Raw genomic sequence first — 19,344 nt, 5'->3', positions numbered from 1 at the left:
GGCGGCCCACCGCCGGCTCGGGACGCACCCGAGGTCCGAGGAAGACCGCCGCAGGGAGGCGAGGGTTATCCACAGGCCCGACGCGGTGTCGGTGCTCGCCAGTAGGGTGTGAGACATGGCCGATCCCTCCAGCTACCGCCCCAGGCCGGGTGAGATCCCGGACTCTCCGGGGGTGTACAGGTTCCGTGACGAGCACCGCCGGGTGATCTACGTCGGAAAGGCGAAGAGCCTGCGCCAGCGCCTGGCGAACTACTTCCAGGACCTGGCGAACCTGCACCCGCGCACCCGGACGATGGTGACCACCGCCGCGTCCGTGGAGTGGACGGTGGTGTCCACGGAGGTCGAGGCCCTTCAGCTGGAGTACTCCTGGATCAAGGAGTACGACCCCCGGTTCAACGTCAAGTACCGCGACGACAAGAGCTACCCGTACCTCGCGGTGACCATGAACGAGCAGTTTCCGCGCGTCCAGGTGATGCGCGGTCACAAGAAGAAGGGCGTCCGGTATTTCGGGCCCTACGGCCACGCGTGGGCCATCCGGGACACCGTCGACCTGCTGCTGCGGGTGTTCCCGGTGCGCACCTGCTCGGCCGGTGTCTTCAAGAACGCCACCCGCACCGGCCGGCCCTGTCTGCTCGGCTACATCGGCAAGTGCTCCGCGCCCTGCGTGGGCCGGATCACCCCCGAGGACCACTGGGACCTGGCCGACGAGTTCTGCGACTTCATGGCCGGCCGCACCGGCACCCACCTCCGCCGCCTGGAGAAGCAGATGACGGAGGCGGCCGAGGAGATGGAGTACGAGCGGGCGGCCCGCCTGCGCGACGACATCGGGGCCCTGAAGAAGGCCATGGAGAAGAACGCGGTCGTCCTCGCCGACGCGACCGACGCCGACCTCATCGCCGTCGCCGAGGACGAGCTGGAGGCGGCCGTGCAGATCTTCCACGTACGCGGCGGCCGGGTCCGCGGACAGCGCGGCTGGGTCACCGACAAGGTCGAGGACGTCACCACCGGCGCCCTGGTCGAGCACGCCCTCCAGCAGCTGTACGGCGAGGAGAGCGGGGACGCCGTCCCCAAGGAGGTGCTGGTCCCGGCCCTGCCCGAGCCGGTCGAGCCGGTACAGGAGTGGCTGACCGTCCGCCGGGGATCGAACGTGTCGCTGCGCATCCCGCAGCGCGGCGACAAGAAGGCGCTCATGGAGACCGTGCAGCGCAACGCCCAGCAGTCCCTCGTGCTGCACAAGACCAAGCGCGCCTCCGACCTGACCACCCGCTCGCGCGCGCTGGAGGAGATCGCCGAGGCCCTCGGCCTGGACAGCGCCCCGCTGCGGATCGAGTGCTACGACATCTCCCACCTCCAGGGCGACGACGTGGTGGCCTCCATGGTCGTCTTCGAGGACGGGCTGCAGCGCAAGAGCGAGTACCGCCGCTTCCAGATCAAGGGCTTCGCCGGCCAGGACGACGTCCGCTCCATGCACGAGGTGATCAGCCGCCGCTTCCGGCGCTACCTCGCCGAGCAGGAGCGGACGGGGGAGTGGGCCGACGGCACCGACGTCCCCGGCACCGACGGCACCGGCGCCGGGACCGGTGACGGCGCGCTCGCCGGCCCCGAGGTGATCACGGACTCCCTGAAGGACGACGACGGCCGGCCCCGGAAGTTCGCCTACCCGCCCCAGCTGGTGGTCGTCGACGGTGGCCGGCCGCAGGTCGCCGCGGCCCAGCGCGCCCTGGACGAGCTGGGCATCGACGACATCGCCGTCTGCGGCCTCGCCAAGCGGCTGGAGGAGGTCTGGGTGCCCGGCGAGGACGACCCGGTGATCCTGCCCCGCACCAGCGAGGGCCTCTACCTGCTCCAGCGGGTGCGCGACGAGGCGCACCGCTTCGCGATCGGCTACCAGCGCGCCAAGCGCGCCAAGCGCTTCCGCGCGGGCCCGCTGGACGACGTCCCCGGCCTGGGAGAAACCCGCAAGCAGGCGCTCATCAAGCATTTCGGCTCGGTGAAGAAGCTGCGGTCCGCCACAATCGAGCAGATCCAGGAAGTACCCGGGATAGGCCGGAAGACGGCGGAGACCATCGCCGTGGCCCTCGCCCAGGCGGCCCCGGCCGCACCCGCCGTGAACACGGCGACCGGAGAGATCATTGAGGACGAGGAGCCCGGTACGACGGGGGACTCCTCGGGGGAGCCCGTGACCGCGGGCGTCCCGGACGAGCGACGGGGGCAGGAGACATGACGGAGCACGACGCACAGCGAGATCGGACGCACGGCGCCACGGGCGACCAGGGCGTCCGGCACGGCACCGGCCAGGGCCCGGCCCGGCCCGACGCCGTCCGGGAGACGGGCCAGGACAACGGAGCACAGGTGAGTACGGGCAGCGAGACAGCCGGGGTCCCCGAGGCGGCCATCCCCGAGCTGGTGATCATCTCCGGCATGTCCGGAGCCGGCCGGTCCACGGCCGCCAAGTGTCTGGAGGACCTCGGCTGGTTCGTCGTGGACAACCTGCCGCCCGCCCTCATCCCCACCATGGTGGAGCTGGGCGCCCGCTCGCAGGGCAACGTGGCGCGGATCGCGGTCGTCGTGGACGTGCGCGGCCGGCGCTTCTTCGACAACCTCCGCGAGTCCCTCGCCGACCTGGACACCCGGGGCGTCACCCGGCGGATCGTCTTCCTGGAGTCCTCCGACGAGGCCCTGGTCCGCCGCTTCGAGTCGGTGCGCCGCCCGCACCCGCTCCAGGGCGACGGACGCATCGTGGACGGCATCGCCGCCGAACGCGAGCTGCTGCGCGAGCTGCGCGGCGACGCCGACCTGGTGATCGACACCTCCAGCCTGAACGTGCACGAGCTGCGCGCCAAGATGGACGCCCAGTTCGCCGGCGAGGAGGAGCCCGAGCTGCGGGCCACGGTGATGTCCTTCGGCTTCAAGTACGGCCTCCCGGTCGACGCCGACCTGGTCGCGGACATGCGGTTCCTGCCCAACCCCCACTGGGTCCCGGAGCTGCGTCCCTACACCGGCCTCAACGAGGAGGTCGCGGCCTACGTCTTCAACCAGCCCGGCGCCAAGGAGTTCCTCGACCGGTACGCCGAACTCCTGCGGCTCATCGCCGCCGGGTACCGGCGCGAGGGCAAGCGGTATGTGACCATCGCCATCGGCTGTACGGGGGGCAAGCACCGCTCGGTCGCGATGTCGGAGAAGCTCGCCGCGCGGCTCGCGGCCGAGGGCGTGGAGACGGTGGTCGTGCACCGGGACATGGGACGGGAATGACGGAACGTACACCGCGGCTGGGCAGGCTGCGCCGGATGGTGCCCGAGGCACGCGCCGGACGCCCGGTCGAGGCCCGCGGGGGCCGGCCCCGCCGGCGCGGCGCCCAGCCCAAGGTGGTCGCGCTCGGCGGCGGCATGGGCCTGTCCGCGTCGCTCGCCGCGCTGCGCCGGATCACCGGCGATCTCACCGCCGTCGTCACCGTGGCCGACGACGGCGGCTCCAGCGGCCGGCTCAGGGACGAGCTGGGCGTGCTGCCGCCCGGCGACCTGCGCAAGGCGCTGGCCGCGCTGTGCGGCGACGACGAGTGGGGCCAGACCTGGGCCAGGGTCATCCAGCACCGCTTCCAGTCCCAGGGCGATCTGCACGAGCACGCGGTCGGCAACCTGCTGATCGTCGCCCTGTGGGAACAGCTCGGCGACCATGTGCAGGCCCTGGACCTGGTCGGCAAGCTGCTCGGCGCGCACGGCCGGGTGCTGCCGATGTCCGCCGTGCCGCTGGAGCTGCAGGCCCTGGTCAAGGGACACGACCCGGAGCGCCCGGACGACGTGGACACGGTGCGCGGGCAGGCGACCGTCGCCCTCACGCCCGGTGAGGTGCAGTCCGTGCACCTCGTGCCCAACGACCCGCCCGCCGTCCCCGAGGCCGTGGCGGCGGTCCTGGACGCGGACTGGGTGGTGCTCGGCCCCGGCTCCTGGTTCTCCTCGGTCATCCCGCACCTGCTGGTGCCCGAGTTGCTGGACGCCCTCACCGAGACCAAGGCGCGCCGTGTGCTCTCCTTGAACCTGGCGCCGCAGCCGGGAGAAACCGAGGGCTTCTCCCCGCAGCGTCATTTGGAGGTTTTGGGGCGACACGCCCCTAAACTCGCCCTGGACGTGGTGCTGGCCGACGAGGCCGCCGTGCCCGACCGCGATTCGCTCACCGAGGCCGCCAAGCGGCTGGGAGCGGCGGTCGAGCTGGCGCCGGTGGCCCGGACCGACGGATCGCCCCGGCACGACCCGGAGCTGTTGGCCGCCGCGTACGACCGTATTTTTCGGATGCATGGAAGGATCGGCCCATGGCGATGACGGCAGCGGTGAAGGACGAGATCTCCCGGCTCCCCGTCACCCGGACCTGCTGCAGGAAGGCGGAGGTCTCCGCCATCCTGCGGTTCGCCGGCGGCCTCCACCTGGTGAGCGGGCGCATCGTGATCGAGGCCGAGCTGGACACCGCGATGGCGGCGCGCCGGCTCAAGCGGGACATCCTGGAGATCTTCGGCCACAGCTCCGAGCTGATCGTGATGGCCCCCGGCGGGCTGCGCCGCGGCTCCCGGTACGTCGTACGGGTCGTCGCCGGCGGTGACCAGCTGGCCCGGCAGACCGGCCTGGTCGACGGGCGGGGCCGGCCGATCCGCGGGCTGCCCCCGCAGGTGGTCTCCGGGGCCACCTGCGATGCCGAGGCGGCCTGGCGGGGGGCCTTCCTGGCGCACGGCTCGCTGACCGAACCCGGCCGCTCCTCCTCCCTGGAGGTGACCTGCCCGGGCCCGGAGGCGGCGCTCGCCCTGGTCGGCGCCGCCCGCCGGCTGTCCATCGCCGCGAAGGCCCGCGAGGTGCGCGGGGTGGACCGGGTGGTCGTCCGCGACGGCGACGCGATCGGCGCCCTGCTCACCCGGCTCGGCGCGCACGAGTCGGTGCTGGCCTGGGAGGAGCGCCGGATGCGCCGCGAGGTGCGGGCCACGGCCAACCGGCTCGCCAACTTCGACGACGCCAACCTGCGCCGCTCGGCCAGGGCCGCCGTGGCCGCCGGCGCCCGGGTCCAGCGCGCCCTGGAGATCCTCGGCGACGAGGTTCCCGAGCACCTCGCCGCCGCCGGCCGGCTGCGCATGGAGCACAAGCAGGCCTCCCTGGAGGAGCTGGGGGCGCTCGCCGACCCGCCGCTGACGAAGGACGCCGTCGCGGGCCGTATCCGCCGGCTGCTGGCGATGGCCGACAAGCGCGCCGCCGACCTCGGCATCCCGGGCACGGAGGCCAACCTCACCGAGGAACTGGCCGACAACCTGGCCGGCTGAACCGGACGGATCGTCAATTCGCCGGTGCCGTCGTCCCCCCGTTCGGGTGGTCGGCACCGGCGTTCGCATGTCCATGAGGCGCCCTTGACTCGATCATCGAGTGCCATGAGCCTGGCAGCCTGTTCGCCGCTGGTGCGGACCACCTGTAGGGGGGTTCATGAGACACAGAGCGAGATCGATCCTCGCTGTCGGCGCGCTGATGATCGGCGGAGCGAGCCTCACACCCACGGCCCAGGCACGGAGCGACGGCCCGGCACCCACGGGGCCCGACGAGATCGGGGTCTACCGCGCGGAGGTCACCCGGCAGCAGGTACCCCTGCTGCTGAAGGCCGGTCAGGACGGCCACGAACTCGGTGAGCCGGCGGCCGCGGGCGGCCGGACCCGGGTCGAGGTCTACCTCACCGGCAAGCAGGCCGCCCGGCTGCGCGAGCAGGGCGTGGCCCTCACCGAACACACCCTCTCCGCCCCGGCCCGGGCCCGGGTGGAGGACGCCGCCCAGGGCGTGTTCCGCCCGTACGGCGGAAAGGGCGGACTCAAGGAGGAGATCCTCCGCACTGCCCGGGCCCACCCCGGCCTCACCAAGGTCGAGTCCATCGGGAAGACCGTCAACGGCCAGGACATCCTGGCGCTCAAACTGACCAGGAACGCGCGGACGTCGCGGGACGGCTCCAGGCCGGCCGTGCTCTACATGTCCAACCAGCACGCGCGCGAGTGGATCACACCGGAGATGACCCGCCGGCTGATGCACCACTACCTGGACCACTACGCGACCGACCGGCGCGTCCGGAGAATCGTCGACTCGACAGAGCTGTGGTTCGTCCTCTCGGCCAACCCCGACGGCTACGACTACACCTTCAAGGACCCCGGCACCCGCCTGTGGCGCAAGAACCTGCGGGACGTCGACGGCGACGGCGCCATCGGCGTGGGCGACGGCGTCGACCTCAACCGCAACTTCGCCTACAAGTGGGGCTACGACAACGAGGGTTCGTCTCCCGACCCCACCAGCCAGACCTACCGCGGCCCGAGTCCCGGCTCCGAACCCGAGACCAGGGCCTTGGACGCCCTGGAGAAGCGGGTCGGCTTCCGCTACGGCATCAACTACCACTCCGCCGCCGAACTCCTGCTCTACGGCGTGGGCTGGCAGGTGGCCACGCCGACGCCCGACGACGTCCTCTACCGGGCACTGGCCGGCACCCCGGACAACTCGGCCGTCCCCGGCTACCGTCCGCAGGTCTCCTCGGAGCTGTACACCACCAACGGCGAGGCGGACGGCCACGCGTCGAACGTCAACGGGATGGCCATGTTCACCCCGGAGATGTCGACCTGTCAGACCGCCTCGGACAGCGACCCGGACGACGCCTGGAACCGCGGCGACTGCCGGTCGTCCTTCACCTTCCCCGACGACGAGACGCTGATCCAGCGGGAGTTCGCGAAGAACGTCCCGTTCGCGCTCTCCGTCGCCGAGACCGCGGCGCACCCCGACCGGCCGGTCTCCACCGTCGGCCTGGACGCCGCCGACTTCACCCCGGCCTCGTTCACCACGTCGTACTCCCGGGGCGCGGACCAGGAGGTCGCGGTCGTCGCCCGCAAGGCGGTCCGGGACAAGGAGCTGAGGTACCGCGTCAACGGCGGCCGCACGCTCGACCAGGCGCTCAGGCCCTGGAAGGGCGGCGAGGTCTACGGCGGCGAGGACAACCTCTACTTCGACGAGTACCGCGCCAAGGTGCGGGACGGCGAGCCGGGCGACCGGGTCGAGGTGTGGTTCACCGGCGAGACCGGGAGCGGAAGGAAGGTCTCCAGCCCCCACTTCACCTACACCGTCGCCCGGCGGCCGGCCGCCGACACCCTGGTGGTCGCCGAGGAGGGCACCGCCGCCGGCCAGGCGCGGGCCTACGCGGACGCGGTCCGGGCCGCCGGACACCGGGCCGTCGTCTGGGACGTGGCCACGCAGGGCGCCCCGGACCCGCTCGGCGTGCTGAAGCACTTCCGGACGGTCGTGCACTACTCCGGCCCGGACGGCCCCGGCAACGCCACCCAGCTGCGGCTGCGCGCCTACCTCAACGAGGGCGGCAGGCTGATCGAGGCCGGCGAGCGGGCCGGCGGCAGCGTCGACCTCGGCGACGGCACCCTCTCCGACGACTTCAGCCAGTACTACCTGGGCGCCTACAGCCGTACGCCGGCCGGAAGGGCCACCGGCTTCACCGGCTCCGGTGCGCTCGCCGGCGCCGGCGGCGCCCTCGGCGACGCGCCCGGCAACCCGCTCGACGCGGCGGGCGCCTACGCCGTCACCTCCGAGGAACTGCCGGTCGCCGCGTTCCCGCAGTTCGACAGCGCGGGCGCGGGGACGTTCAGCGGAACGGTCAATCCCTACGGGCCGTACACGGGTGCCTTCATGGCCGCCGCCGTGCACACCGACAACGCCTACAAGCGGCTCGCCCGCACCGTCGACCTCACCTCGGTCGCCGCCGCCGACAGGCCGGCCCTGAGCACCCGGCTGCTGTGGGACACGGAGCCCGGCTACGACCACGTGGTGGTGGAGGCGCACACCGTGGGCGCCGACGACTGGACCACGCTGCCGGAGGCCTCGGGAGCCACCCGGACGACCGTGCCGGACGAGTGCGGCGCCCTGACCGCGCTGCACCCCTGGCTGAAGCACTATCTGACGCCGTCGGCCGCCGACTGCTCCGCGACCGGCTCCAGCGGTGCCTGGAACAGCCTCTCCGGCGCCTCCGCCGGCTGGCAGCGGGTGGGCTTCGACCTGAGCGCGTACGCAGGGAAGCAGGTCGAGGTCTCGATCGGCTACCTCACCGACACCGGCACCGGCGGCCGGGGCGTCCTCGCCGACGACGCCTCGCTGGTCGTCGGCGGCGCGGCGCGGGAGACCGAGGGCTTCGAGTCGTCCCTGGGCGCCTGGCGGGCGGTCGGACCGCCCGCGGGCAGTGTGCCGGTCCGCAAGGACTGGGCCCGCACCGGGGCCCTGTTCCGGACGTACGCGGCGGTCACCACGGGCGACACCGTGCTGCTCGGCTTCGGGCTGGAACAGATGGTCTCGGCCGCCGGCCGGGCGGCCCTGCTGGGGAAGGCGTTCGCCGCGCTCGACAGGTGAGCGGAGACCCCTCTCAACGGTGCGCGGACGAGCAGTTCATCAAGTGAGCCGACCCGCTCACGAACGAGTGAAAACAACGTCGGAAGCGCCTGGCATTCCGTACTAAATGCGGGTGATTCCGCTGTCGATCCGGGGCGGTCCGTACCTCTACTGGCCGGTACGGACCGCCTGCCCGTGTATGGGTTGTCTCGATGTCACCCAGGGGGCCTCGGAGAGGTAGGGTCGGGGGTGGTCGGGGACATCCCAAACAGAGCTCGCCGGCACCGCATAGCCGGCGTACCAACGAGGAGATCGGTTCGTGACGATCCGCGTAGGCATCAACGGCTTCGGCCGCATCGGTCGTAACTACTTCCGCGCGCTGCTGGAGCAGGGAGCGGACATCGAGGTTGTGGCTGTCAACGACCTGGGTGACACCGCGACCACCGCCCACCTGCTGAAGTACGACACGATCCTGGGCCGCCTCAAGCAGGAGGTCTCCCACACCGCCGACACGATCACCGTCGACGGCCACACCATCAAGGTGCTCTCCGAGCGCAACCCGGCCGACATCCCGTGGGGCGAGCTGGGCGTCGACATCGTCATCGAGTCCACCGGCATCTTCACCAAGCGCGAGGACGCCGCCAAGCACCTCGCGGGCGGCGCCAAGAAGGTCCTCATCTCGGCTCCGGCCAAGGACGAGGACATCACCATCGTCATGGGCGTCAACCAGGACAAGTACGACCCGGCGCAGCACAACGTCATCTCCAACGCCTCCTGCACCACCAACTGTGTGGCGCCGATGGCCAAGGTCCTCGACGAGAACTTCGGCATCGTCAAGGGCCTGATGACGACGGTGCACGCGTACACGAACGACCAGCGCATCCTGGACTTCCCGCACAAGGACCTGCGCCGCGCCCGTGCCGCCGCCGAGAACATCATCCCGACCACCACGGGTGCCGCCAAGGCCACCGCCCTGGTCCTGCCGCACCTCAAGGGCAAGCTGGACGGCATGGCCATGCGCGTCCCGGTCCCGACCGGCTCGGTCACCGACCTGGTCGTGGAGCTGAGCCGCGAGGTCACCAAGGAAGAGGTCAACGCCGCCTTCCAGAAGGCCGCCGAGGGCGAGCTGAAGGGCCTCCTCGACTACACCGAGGACCAGATCGTCTCCTCCGACATCGTCAACGCCCCGGCGTCCTGCACCTTCGACTCCTCCCTGACCATGGTCCAGGAGGGCAAGAACGTGAAGGTCATCGGTTGGTACGACAACGAGTGGGGCTACTCCAACCGCCTCGTGGACCTCACGGTCTTCGTCGGCAACCAGCTCTGATCGCAAACCGCAGGACCCCGAAGTGAGAGCAGGGCTCGGGCAGCGCACCGCCGCGCTGTCCGGGCCCTGTCCCACGTACCGACCCCGCCCTTTTACGATCAGGTGCACACGAGCCCTCCTCAGGAGACCACCCCATGAAGACGATCGACGAACTTCTCGCCGACGGCGTGAGCGGCAAGCGGGTCTTCGTCCGCGCCGACCTCAACGTGCCGCTGGCCGACGGGACCATCACCGACGACGGCCGCATCCGCGCCGTCCTGCCCACCGTCAAGGCCCTGGCGGACGCGGGCGCCAAGGTGGTCGTCGCCTCGCACCTGGGCCGCCCCAAGGGCGCCCCGGACCCCGCCTTCTCGCTGCTGCCCGCGGCCGAGCGCCTCGGCGAACTGCTCGGCGCCCCGGTGGCCTTCGCCGAGGACACCGTCGGCCCCGCCGCCCACGAGGCCGTCGACGGCCTCCAGCCGGGCCAGGTCGCGGTCATCGAGAACCTGCGTTTCAACCCCGGCGAGACGTCCAAGGACGACACGGAGCGAGGGGAGTTCGCCGACCGGCTCGCCGCCCTCGCGGACGTCTACGTGGGCGACGGCTTCGGCGCCGTCCACCGCAAGCACGCCTCCGTCTTCGACCTCCCGGCCCGGCTGCCGCACTACGCCGGCCACCTGATCGCCACCGAGGTCGGCGTCCTGAAGCAGCTCACCGAGGACGTCAAGCGGCCGTACGCGGTCGTGCTCGGCGGTGCCAAGGTGTCCGACAAGCTGGGCGTCATCGACCACCTGCTGGAGAAGGCCGACCGCATCCTCGTCGGCGGCGGCATGGCCTATACCTTCCTCAAGGCCCAGGGCCACGAGGTCGGCATCTCCCTGCTCCAGGAGGACCAGGTCCCGGCGGTCAAGGAGTACATGAAGCGTGCCGAGGAGCGCGGCGTGGAATTCGTCCTCCCCGTCGACGTCCTCGTCTCGACCGAATTCCCGGACCTGAAGACCAAGGCCCCGGCCAACCCCACCACGGTCGCCGCGACCGCCATCCCGGCCGACCAGGAGGGTCTGGACATCGGTCCGGAGACCCGCACGCTGTACGCTTCGAAGCTCGCCGACGCCGCGACCGTCTTCTGGAACGGTCCCATGGGCGTCTTCGAGCACCCCGACTACGCCGAGGGCACCAAGGCGGTCGCCCAGGCCCTCGTCGACTCCGACGGCTTCACCGTCGTCGGCGGCGGTGACTCCGCCGCGGCCGTGCGCACGCTCGGCTTCGACGAGAAGGCATTCGGCCACATCTCGACCGGTGGCGGCGCCTCCCTCGAATACCTCGAGGGCAAGACGCTCCCCGGCCTCGCCGCACTGGAGGACTGACCTCAATGAGCACGCGCACGCCGCTGATGGCGGGCAACTGGAAGATGAACCTCAACCACCTCGAGGCCATCGCCCACGTCCAGAAGCTCGCCTTCGCCCTGGCCGACAAGGACTACGAGGCCGTGGAGGTCGCCGTCCTGCCGCCCTTCACCGACCTGCGCTCCGTGCAGACCCTGGTCGACGGCGACAAGCTCAAGATCAAGTACGGCGCCCAGGACATCTCCCGGCACGACTCCGGTGCCTACACCGGCGAGATCTCCGGCTCCATGCTGGCCAAGCTGAAGTGCACCTACGTGGCGATCGGCCACTCCGAGCGCCGCCAGTACCACCACGAGACCGACGAGCTGGTCAACGCCAAGGTCAAGGCCGCCTACAAGCACGGTCTCACCCCGATCCTGTGCGTCGGCGAGGAGCTGGACGTCCGCGAGGCGGGCAACCACGTCGCCCACACCCTCGCCCAGGTCGAGGGCGGTCTGAAGGACCTCCCGGCCGAGCAGGCCGAGACCGTCGTGATCGCCTACGAGCCCGTGTGGGCCATCGGCACCGGCAAGGTCTGCGGCGCCGAGGACGCCCAGGAGGTCTGCGCCGCGATCCGCGCCAAGATCGCCGAGCTGTACTCCCAGGACGTGGCCGACAAGGTCCGCATCCAGTACGGCGGCTCCGTGAAGTCGGGCAACTGCGCCGAGATCATGGCCCAGCCCGACATCGACGGCGCCCTGGTCGGCGGCGCCTCGCTGGACGCCGACGAGTTCGTCAAGATCGTGCGCTTCCGCGATCAGTGACGCCGGGCCGTGAGTAGGCGGTAGCGGCGATACGTCGTACTCTTGCGGGGGCACAGCCGAGGGCTGTGCCCCCGTCGTCCATCCGAATCCGAGGAAGTTGGTCCAGCCGTGGTTTTGGGGTTCTCGATCGCCCTGATCGTCTTCAGCCTGCTGCTGATGCTGCTGGTGCTGATGCACAAGGGGAAGGGCGGCGGCCTGTCCGACATGTTCGGCGGTGGCATGCAGTCCTCCGTCGGCGGTTCCTCGGTCGCCGAGCGCAACCTCGACCGGATCACCATCGTGATCGGCGTGCTGTGGTTCGCGTGCATCATCGTCCTCGGCCTCGTGATGAAGTCGAACAACTGACACGCGACCGTGAACCGGCCGCAGGCCCGGGTCGCACCACGTATTTCCCACGCAAAGCCCCATGTTGGGTACGCGCCTGTGAGCGCGGCCTATCATGGGGCTTGCGTCTGGGTGTGGGGGCCGGTAACTCCAATCACTGGACGCGCGTTGGGCCTTACGTAGACTGAGGCGCTCGCGGCGAAGCGAAACGCCGACTCGCTTCGCGGCACCATCACGCAGGGAGTTACGACCGTGGCAAGTGGCAACGCGATCCGAGGTAGCCGGGTCGGGGCGGGGCCGATGGGCGAGGCCGAGCGCGGCGAGTCCGCGCCGCGTCTGCGCATCTCCTTCTGGTGCTCCAACGGGCACGAGACGCAGCCCAGCTTCGCCAGCGACGCGCAGGTTCCCGAGACCTGGGACTGTCCCCGCTGCGGCTTCCCGGCCGGCCAGGACCGGGACAACCCGCCGGCCCCGCCGCGCACCGAGCCCTACAAGACGCATCTCGCGTACGTCCGCGAGCGGCGCAGCGACGCGGACGGCGAGGCGATCCTCGCCGAGGCGCTCGCCAAACTGCGCGGCGAGATCTAGGACTTCTCACCGGCCGGGTGCCCACGGGCGCCCGGCCGGAGCCGTCCGTGCCCAGGCGACGCCGGCCGATTGTCAGTGGCGCCCTCTACGGTGTGCGCATCGGCACGTCGTGAGGGGGAAAGCGTGGCCGGGGTCGAGTCGGAGAGCGGGGGAACACCCGCCTGGCGCGGGGGATTCGGGCGGTTGTGGACGGCCGCCGTGGTCTCCCGGTCCGGTGACGCGTTGCGTACCTCCGCGTTGCCGCTGCTCGCCGTGCGCCTCACCGACGATCCCCTCGCCGTCGCCTCCGTCACCGTCTGCGGCTATCTGCCCTGGCTGCTGTTCGGGTTGCTCGGGGGTGCCGTGGCGGACCGGGTCGACCAGCGGCGGGCGATGTGGCTGGTGGACACCGTACGGGGCGTGCTCGTCGCCGGCTTCGCCCTCGCCGTGGGCCTGGGGCACGCCTCCGTCCCGCTGCTGATCGCCCTCGCCTTCTCGCTCACCGCCCTCCAGACGCTCTTCGACAACGCCGCCACGGCCCTGCTGCCCTCCCTGGTGGCACGCGGGGCGCTGGGCAGCGCCAACGCCCGGTTGATGACCGGTCAGCAACTCGCGGGCGGGCTGCTCGCGGCCCCGTTCGTACCGCTGCTGCTGGCGGCCGGCGCGTGCACGCCGTTCGCGGCGGACGCCGGCACCTATCTGGTGGCCGCCGCGCTCGTGGCCTCCCTGCGGACACGGCCGCCGGAACGGGAGCCGCGTGCGGCCGGCAGCACCCTGCGCTCGGAGATCGGCGCGGGCCTGCGCGCCCTGGGCCGGGACCGGGTGCTGCGCGCGGTGTGCCTGGCGACCCTACTGTGCAACATCGGCATGGGCGCCCTGATCGCCACGCTGGCGCTGCACGTCACCCGCTGGCTGGACGCCGGCGACACCGGCTATGTCGCCGCCATGACGGCGTACTCGGCCGGCGGCCTGGCCGGCGGATTCGTCGCCCAGCGGGTGGCCCGCCGTACGGGACGGGTCCGGGCCCTGCTGTTCGGCTGCGCGGTCCAGACGGGCGCGCTGCTGCTCATCGGCTCCGTGCGGCACGTGGCCGCGCTGGTCGCCGGCATGCTGCTGCTCGGCGCGATGACCATGGTGTGGAACGTCAACCAGGTCACACTGATGCAGCAACGCGGCCCCGAGTCGATGAGGGGCCGCATCGCCGCCGCCTTCCGCATCGCCTCCGTCTCCGGCGCCCCGCTCGGCGCGCTCCTCGGCGGCGCCGTGGCCGGGCTGTACGGCCTCAACGGACCCGCCCTGCTCGCGGCCGTCCTGTTCGCCTCGGCCGTCACCGCGCTGATACCGCTGCGCAAGCGGGACATACGTGTGGTGACGCCGGACGACGACTCGCACCGGACGCTGATCAATTAGGTTGGAACCGGCAGCGGTCAAGGTCGCAGGAAAGAAGGCTGAAGTCGGACATGAACGCAGACGGCCGTACCAGGCTCCACGAGACGCCCGAGTGGACCGCCCTCGCCGAGCACCGCGAGGAGCTGGCGGACACCCGGCTGAGGGAACTGTTCGCCGCCGACCCCGGACGCGGCACCGGGTACACGCTCCAGGTCGGCGACCTGTACATCGACTACTCGAAGCACCTGGTCACCGACGACACCCTGCGGCTGCTGCGCGAGCTGGCCGCGGCGACGGACGTCTTCGGCCTGCGGGACGCCATGTTCCGCGGCGAGAAGATCAACGTCACCGAGGACCGGGCGGTGCTGCACACCGCGCTGCGCGCCCCCCGGGACGCCGTGATCGAGGTCGACGGCGAGAACGTGGTGCCCAAGGTGCACGCGGTGCTGGACAGGATGGCCGGCTTCGCCGACCGGGTCCGCTCCGGCGAGTGGACCGGGTACACGGGCAAGCGCATCAGGAACGTGGTCAACGTCGGCATCGGTGGCTCCGACCTCGGCCCCGCGATGGCCTACGAGGTGCTGCGCAGCTTCGCCGACCGGGATCTCACGGTCCGCTTCGTGTCGAACGTGGACGGGGCCGACCTGCACGAGGCGATCCGGGACCTGGACCCGGCTCAGACCCTGTTCATCATCGCCTCCAAGACCTTCACCACCATCGAGACCATCACCAACGCCACCTCCGCGCGCCAGTGGCTGCTGGCCGCGCTCGGTGACGAGAAGGCCGTGGCGAAGCACTTCGTGGCGCTGTCCACGAACGCCGGCAAGGTCGCCGACTTCGGCATCGACACGGACAACATGTTCGAGTTCTGGGACTGGGTCGGCGGGCGGTACTCCTACGACTCCGCGATCGGCCTGTCCCTGATGATCGCGATCGGCCCGGACCGGTTCCGGGAGATGCTCGACGGCTTCCGGCTCGTCGACGACCACTTCCGCACCGCGCCCGCCGAGGCCAACGCGCCGCTGCTGCTGGGCCTGCTGGGCATCTGGTACGGCAACTTCCACGACGCCCAGTCGCACGCGGTGCTGCCGTACTCGCACTACCTGTCGAAGTTCACCGCCTACCTCCAGCAGCTCGACATGGAGTCCAACGGCAAGTACGTCGCCCGTGACGGCGAGCGGGTCGACTGGCAGACCGGGCCGGTGGTCTGGGGCACGCCCGGCACCAACGGGCAGCACGCCTACTACCAGTTGATCCACCAGGGCACCAAGCTGATCCCGGCGGACTTCATCGGCTTCGCCGAGCCGGTCGCCGAGCTGAGCGGGGAACTCAAGGCCCAGCACGACCTGCTGATGGCCAACTTCTTCGCCCAGACCCAGGCGCTCGCCTTCGGCAAGACGGCCGAGGAGGTCCGCGCCGAGGGCGTGCCCGAGGAACTGGTCCCGCACAAGACCTTCCGGGGCGACCGGCCCACCACGACGATCCTGGCCCGGGAGCTGACCCCGTCCGTGCTCGGCCAGCTGATCGCCCTCTACGAACACAAGGTGTTCGTCCAGGGCGCGGTGTGGAACATCGACTCCTTCGACCAGTGGGGCGTGGAGCTGGGCAAGGTCCTCGCCAAGCGCGTCGAGCCCGCGCTCACCGAGGGCGCCGAGGTCCCCGGCCTGGACGCGTCGACGAAGGCGCTGGTGGCCAGGTACCGGGAGCTGCGCGGCCGGAGCTGAGCCGGGCCCCGGGAAAAGCGGACGGCGGGGGCCGGGGCCCCCGCCGTCCGTCGTCGCGGCCGGCGTCTCAGGGCGACGCCGGCGGATACAGCGACCGCGGCAGCTGCGAGGCCGCGGCCGAGTCCAGCAGCCACAGGGTGCGCCGGGTGCCGTACGCGCCCGCTGCCGGGGCCTGGATCTCGCCCGCGCCGGACAGGGCGATGGCCGCGGCCTCCGCCTTGTCCTCGCCGGCCGCGAGCAGCCAGACCTCGCGGGCCGCGCGGATCGCCGGGAGGGTGAGGGTGATCCGGGTCGGCGGGGGCTTGGGCGCGCCGTGCACGCCGACCACCGTGCGCTCGGTCTCCCGCACGGCCGGCAGCTCCGGGAAGAGCGAGGCCACATGGGTGTCCGGGCCGACGCCCAGCATCAGGACGTCGAAGGCGGGCACCGCGCCGTGGTTCTCCGGCCCGGCCGCCTTCGCCAGCTCCGCCGCGTACGCCTCGGCCGCCGCCTCGACGTCCGTGCCGTGGGGGCCGTCGGAGGCGGGCATGGCGTGCACGCGCTCCGGGTCCAGCGGGACGGAGTCGAGCAGGGCCTCACGGGCCTGCGTGACGTTGCGCTCGGGGTCGCCCTCGGGGAGGTAGCGCTCGTCGCCCCACCACAGGTCGAGCCGGCCCCAGTCGACGGCGTCCCGGGCGGGTGCCGCCGCCAGCGCGGCCAGCAGGCCGTTGCCGTTGCGGCCGCCGGTGAGGACCACGGACGCGGTGCCCCGGGAGGCCTGCGCGTCCACGATCTTCGTGATCAGGCGGGCCGCGGCGGCCTGCGCCATCAGCTCCTTGTCGTGGTGGACGACCAGCTGCGGTGTGCTCACTTCGCCGTCGCCTTCCTCGCCGGTGCCTTCTTCGCGGTCTTGGCCGCCGCCTTCTTCGCGGGGGCCTTGGCCGCCTCCTCCACCGGCTCCGGCTCGGCGACCGGCTCGGCCGCCGCCTCCGGATCAGCGGCCCCGGGGGCAGTGGCCGGTTCGGCGGCCGGTTCGGCCGGGGTCTCGCCGGCCTGCCGGGGCACCGTGGTCAGCCGCTCCACGCCGTAACGCAGCGCCGACGCGTAGGTGTCGTCCGGGTCCAGCCGGCGCAGCTCCTCCGCGATCAGCTCGGCGGTGTCCCGCCGCTTCAGCGCGACCGCGCGGGCCGGCTGGCCCTCGATGGCGAGCGTGGCCAGCGAGCCGTCCGCGCGGTCCAGCGTGATCGGGCCCCGGCTGGTGTCCAGACGGACGGCCGTGAGCCCCGGGCCGGGGGACGGGGAGCGCCGGACGGGGACGTCCAGCCGGTCCGCGAGCCACATCGCCAGCAGCTCACAGCTCGGGTTGAACTCCTCGCCCTCCACCTCGACGCCGCGTACCTCGCAGTCGATCTGGTCCAGGGCCGCCGCCAGCATGGAGCGCCACGGCGTGATCCGGGTCCAGGACAGGTCGGTGTCGCCGGGCGTGTAGGCCGCGGCGCGGGCGGACAGCTCCCGCACCGGCTGCTCGGCGGCGTAGCTGTCGGTGACCCGGCGCTGGGCGAGCGCGCCCAGCGGGTCCTTCGCCGGGTCGAGCGGCGCGTTCACCGGCCACCACACGACGACCGGGGCGTCCGGCAGCAGCAGCGGCAGGACCACCGAGTCGGCGTGCTCGACGACCTCGCCGTACAGCCGCAGGACCACCGTCTCGCCGGTGCCCGCGTCCGCGCCCACCCGCACCTCGGCGTCCAGGCGCGAGGCGGTGCGGTCGCGCGGGCCGCGGGAGACCCGCTTGACGACGACGAGGGTGCGCGAGGGGTGCTCGCGCGAGGCGTCGTTGGCGGCCTTCAGGGCGTCGTAGGCGTTCTCCTCGTCGGTGACGATGACGAGGGTGAGGACCATGCCGACGGCTGGTGTGCCGATGGCGCGGCGGCCCCGCACGAGCGCCTTGTTGACGTCTCCGGCGGTGGTGTCGGTCAGATCTATCTTCATGGCCGGCGCCAGCTCCGTCCGTCTCGTGCGAGCATCTCGTCCGCTTCCACCGGACCCCAGGTGCCCGACTTGTACTGCGCGGGCCTGCCGTGCGTGTCCCAGTACTCCTCGACCGGGTCGAGGATCTTCCAGGACAGCTCGACCTCCTCCGTGCGCGGGAAGAGGTTGGCGTCGCCGAGCAGCACGTCCAGGATGAGCCGCTCGTACGCCTCCGGGCTGGACTCCGTGAAGGACTCGCCGTAGGCGAAGTCCATGGACACGTCCCGGATCTCCATCGAGGTGCCCGGGACCTTGGAACCGAAGCGGACCGTGACGCCCTCGTCCGGCTGGACGCGGATCACGATCGCGTTCTGGCCCAGCTCCTCCGTCGCCGTGGTGTCGAACGGGGAGTGCGGAGCCCGCTGGAAGACCACCGCGATCTCGGTGACCCGGCGGCCCAGCCGCTTGCCGGTGCGCAGGTAGAAGGGGACGCCCGCCCAGCGGCGGTTGTCGATCTCCAGCTTGACCGCGGCGTAGGTGTCGGTCTTCGACTTCGGGTCGATGCCCTCCTCTTCGAGGTAGCCGATGACCTTCTCGCCGCCCTGCCAGCCCGCCGCGTACTGTCCGCGCACGGTGTTGGCGCCCAGGTCCTTCGGCAGCCGGACGGCGCCGAGCACCTTCTCCTTCTCCGCGGCCAGCGCGTCCGCGTCGAAGGAGGCGGGCTCCTCCATGGCGGTCAGCGCCAGCAGCTGGAGCAGGTGGTTCTGGATGACGTCACGGGCGGCGCCGATGCCGTCGTAGTACCCGGCCCGGCCGCCGATGCCGATGTCCTCGGCCATCGTGATCTGGACGTGGTCCACGAAGGACCGGTTCCAGATCGGCTCGAACATGGTGTTGGCGAACCGCAGCGCCAGTATGTTCTGGACGGTCTCCTTGCCGAGATAGTGGTCGATCCGGAACACCTGGTCCGGCTCGAACACCTCGTGCACGACCTTGTTGAGTTCCTCGGCGGACTCCAGGTCGTGCCCGAACGGCTTCTCGATGACCGCGCGGCGCCAGGAGCCGCCGGTCTGATCGGCCAGGCCGTGCTTCTTGAGCTGCTGGATGACCACCGGGAAGGAGCGCGGCGGCACGGACAGGTAGAAGGCGAAGTTGCCGCCCGTGCCCTGTGCCTTGTCCAGCTCCTCGATGGTGGCGCGCAGCCGGTCGAAGGCCTCGTCGTCGTCGAAGGTGCCCTGGACGAAGCGCATCCCCTGGATGAGCTGCTGCCAGACCTCCTCGCGGAAGGGGGTGCGCGAGTGCTCCTTGACGGCGTCGTGCACGACCTGGGCGAAGTCCTCGTGCTCCCAGTCGCGGCGGGCGAAGCCCACCAGGGAGAAGCCCGGCGGCAGCAGACCCCGGTTGGCGAGGTCGTACACCGCGGGCATCAGCTTCTTGCGGGACAGGTCGCCCGTGACACCGAAGATGACCAGGCCCGACGGCCCCGCGATGCGCGGGAGCCGTCGGTCGGCCGAGTCACGAAGCGGGTTCGCTCCGGAACCGGAAACGGGTGACAAC

Annotated in this window: 15 protein-coding genes; 12 read left to right on the top strand and 3 right to left on the bottom strand. The window is 71.6% G+C overall.

All coding sequences use genetic code 11. The features are described 5' to 3' along the window. The first annotated feature begins 115 nt into the window (after positions 1-115). The 12 genes from uvrC (at position 116) to pgi (ending at position 15,840) form a co-directional block, all read left to right on the top strand. Complete coding sequence (gene uvrC, locus ACZ4W9_RS10015) at positions 116-2,224, top strand: excinuclease ABC subunit UvrC (RefSeq protein WP_467934496.1); 2,109 nt, start codon at positions 116-118, stop codon at positions 2,222-2,224. Continuing rightward, positions 2,221-3,252 carry an RNase adapter RapZ gene (gene rapZ, locus ACZ4W9_RS10010; protein ID WP_467934494.1) on the top strand — a complete coding sequence of 344 codons (1,032 nt, stop codon included), beginning with the start codon at positions 2,221-2,223 and terminating at the stop codon, positions 3,250-3,252. Before uvrC ends, rapZ begins: the two co-directional genes overlap by 4 nt. Next, the gene (locus ACZ4W9_RS10005) at positions 3,249-4,316 is read left to right on the top strand and encodes a gluconeogenesis factor YvcK family protein (RefSeq protein ID WP_467934493.1); all 1,068 of its coding nucleotides are present in this window, start codon (positions 3,249-3,251) and stop codon (positions 4,314-4,316) included. The genes rapZ and ACZ4W9_RS10005 overlap by 4 nt, the downstream gene beginning before the upstream one ends. Then, positions 4,307-5,296 (top strand): DNA-binding protein WhiA, encoded by a 990-nt coding sequence (whiA, locus tag ACZ4W9_RS10000; protein ID WP_014672011.1) that lies wholly within the window; start codon positions 4,307-4,309, stop codon positions 5,294-5,296. The genes ACZ4W9_RS10005 and whiA overlap by 10 nt, the downstream gene beginning before the upstream one ends. Before the next feature lie 157 nt (positions 5,297-5,453). Next, the gene (locus tag ACZ4W9_RS09995; RefSeq protein ID WP_467934492.1) at positions 5,454-8,402 is read left to right on the top strand and encodes a M14 family metallopeptidase; all 2,949 of its coding nucleotides are present in this window, start codon (positions 5,454-5,456) and stop codon (positions 8,400-8,402) included. A 298-nt stretch (positions 8,403-8,700) separates the two neighbouring features. Next, positions 8,701-9,708 (top strand): type I glyceraldehyde-3-phosphate dehydrogenase, encoded by a 1,008-nt coding sequence (gene gap / locus ACZ4W9_RS09990; RefSeq protein WP_467934490.1) that lies wholly within the window; start codon positions 8,701-8,703, stop codon positions 9,706-9,708. 134 nt (positions 9,709-9,842) lie between these two features. After that, positions 9,843-11,054 carry a phosphoglycerate kinase gene (locus ACZ4W9_RS09985; protein ID WP_467934489.1) on the top strand — a complete coding sequence of 404 codons (1,212 nt, stop codon included), beginning with the start codon at positions 9,843-9,845 and terminating at the stop codon, positions 11,052-11,054. 5 nt (positions 11,055-11,059) lie between these two features. Then, entirely contained in the window at positions 11,060-11,836 is a 777-nt protein-coding gene (tpiA, locus tag ACZ4W9_RS09980) for a triose-phosphate isomerase (protein WP_467934487.1), read from the top strand. A 108-nt stretch (positions 11,837-11,944) separates the two neighbouring features. After that, entirely contained in the window at positions 11,945-12,181 is a 237-nt protein-coding gene (secG, locus tag ACZ4W9_RS09975; RefSeq protein ID WP_467934486.1) for a preprotein translocase subunit SecG, read from the top strand. A gap of 231 nt (positions 12,182-12,412) precedes the next feature. Next, positions 12,413-12,748 carry an RNA polymerase-binding protein RbpA gene (locus ACZ4W9_RS09970; RefSeq protein ID WP_078637775.1) on the top strand — a complete coding sequence of 112 codons (336 nt, stop codon included), beginning with the start codon at positions 12,413-12,415 and terminating at the stop codon, positions 12,746-12,748. Positions 12,749-12,871: 123 nt separating this feature from the next. Continuing rightward, positions 12,872-14,137 (top strand): MFS transporter, encoded by a 1,266-nt coding sequence (locus tag ACZ4W9_RS09965; RefSeq protein WP_467934485.1) that lies wholly within the window; start codon positions 12,872-12,874, stop codon positions 14,135-14,137. Positions 14,138-14,187: 50 nt separating this feature from the next. After that, positions 14,188-15,840, top strand: a complete 1,653-nt coding sequence (gene pgi, locus ACZ4W9_RS09960) for a glucose-6-phosphate isomerase (protein WP_467934483.1) — start codon at positions 14,188-14,190, stop codon at positions 15,838-15,840. Between the two features lie 67 nt (positions 15,841-15,907). On the opposite strand, the gene pgl is transcribed toward pgi, so the two are convergent. Genes pgl through zwf form a run of 3 tightly spaced genes read right to left on the bottom strand, consistent with a single transcriptional unit; the run spans position 15,908 to position 19,343 of the window. Further along, a complete protein-coding gene (gene pgl, locus ACZ4W9_RS09955; RefSeq protein WP_318204148.1) occupies positions 15,908-16,690 on the bottom strand; it encodes a 6-phosphogluconolactonase in 783 nt (260 codons plus the stop codon). After that, positions 16,687-17,808 carry a glucose-6-phosphate dehydrogenase assembly protein OpcA gene (gene opcA / locus ACZ4W9_RS09950; protein WP_467934482.1) on the bottom strand — a complete coding sequence of 374 codons (1,122 nt, stop codon included), beginning with the start codon at positions 17,806-17,808 and terminating at the stop codon, positions 16,687-16,689. The genes pgl and opcA overlap by 4 nt, the downstream gene beginning before the upstream one ends. Next, positions 17,805-19,343 (bottom strand): glucose-6-phosphate dehydrogenase, encoded by a 1,539-nt coding sequence (gene zwf / locus ACZ4W9_RS09945; RefSeq protein WP_467934480.1) that lies wholly within the window; start codon positions 19,341-19,343, stop codon positions 17,805-17,807. The genes opcA and zwf overlap by 4 nt, the downstream gene beginning before the upstream one ends. Position 19,344 lies beyond the last annotated feature (1 nt).

It is taken from the genome of Streptomyces sp. NPDC029296 (assembly GCF_055569255.1).
Note: the sequence above shows the minus strand (reverse complement) of the source record. Positions and strands in the feature narration are given on the sequence as shown.